This is a genomic window from uncultured Aliiroseovarius sp., assembly GCF_947492455.1.
Classification (GTDB): Bacteria; Pseudomonadota; Alphaproteobacteria; order Rhodobacterales; family Rhodobacteraceae; genus Aliiroseovarius.
Genome location: NZ_CANLNB010000010.1, coordinates 1 through 1121 on the forward strand (window position 1 = coordinate 1; position 1121 = coordinate 1121).

General features: G+C 62.1%; 1 protein-coding gene. It reads right to left on the reverse strand.

Annotated elements, in window-relative coordinates:
- On the reverse strand, positions 1-1118 hold a 1118-nt coding region (locus tag Q0677_RS15060; RefSeq protein ID WP_298911396.1), incomplete at its 3' end, for a sulfoacetaldehyde acetyltransferase.
- Positions 1119-1121 lie beyond the last annotated feature (3 nt).

Consider the following 1121-nt stretch of genomic DNA (forward strand, 5'->3'; position numbering starts at 1 on the left):
TCGTTCCAGGTGGTGCCGGGATCGTCGTCCTCGTGGGTCATCTCGGTCAGCTGCTGGGCCCAGGCCGATTTCTTCTGCGCGATGCGGGCGCGGCGTTCGTCGCGACCTGCGTCACCGGCGGTGTCCGAGAGCTGTGCCAGAATGCCTTCGGCCACTTTGGCGGCGTCGCCCACGATGCCCACGGTCACGGCTTTGGTCAGGCCAATGCGGTCGGGGTTGATGTCGACCTGAATGATCTTGGCGTCAGCAGGCCAGTATTCCATGCCATAGCCCGGCAGGGTCGAGAACGGGTTCAGGCGGGTGCCAAGGCACAGAACAACGTCGGCCTCCTTGATCAGCTCCATCCCGGCTTTCGAGCCGTTATAGCCCAGGGGGCCAGCAAACAGCGGGTGCGAGCCGGGGAAAGCGTCGTTGTGCTGGTAGCCAACGCAGACCGGCGCGTCCAGACGTTCGGCCAAGGCTTTCGACGCCTCAATGCCGCCCTTCGACAGAACAACGCCCGCGCCGTTCAGGATCACTGGGTTCTTGGCGTCCGAGATCAGCTTGGCCGCTTCAGTCACCGCGTCAGCACCGCCCGAGGGGCGCTCAAACTCAACAATCGCCGGCAGGTCGATGTCGACGATCTGGGTGAACATGTCGCGCGGGATGTTCAGCTGCGCCGGTGCCGAGGCACGCTTGGCGTTCATGATCACGCGGTTCAGAACTTCAGCCACACGGGCGGGGTCGCGGACCTCTTCCTGATAGGCGACGCAGTCAGCGAACATGCGCATCTGCTCCATCTCCTGGAAGCCACCCTGACCAATGGTCTTGTTAGCAGCCTGCGGGGTCACCAAGAGCAGCGGGGTGTGGTTCCAGTAGGCGGTTTTGACGGCGGTCACGAAGTTGGTGATGCCCGGGCCGTTCTGCGCGATCATCATCGACATCTTGCCGGTCGCACGGGTATAGCCGTCGGCCATCATGCCGCCCGACCCTTCATGCGCACAGTCCCAGAAGGTGATCCCCGCATCCGGGAAAATGTCCGAAATCGGCATCATCGCCGACCCGATAATCCCAAACGCATGCTCAATCCCATGCATCTGAAGCACTTTTACAAACGCTTCTTCCGTGGTCATCTTCATTGT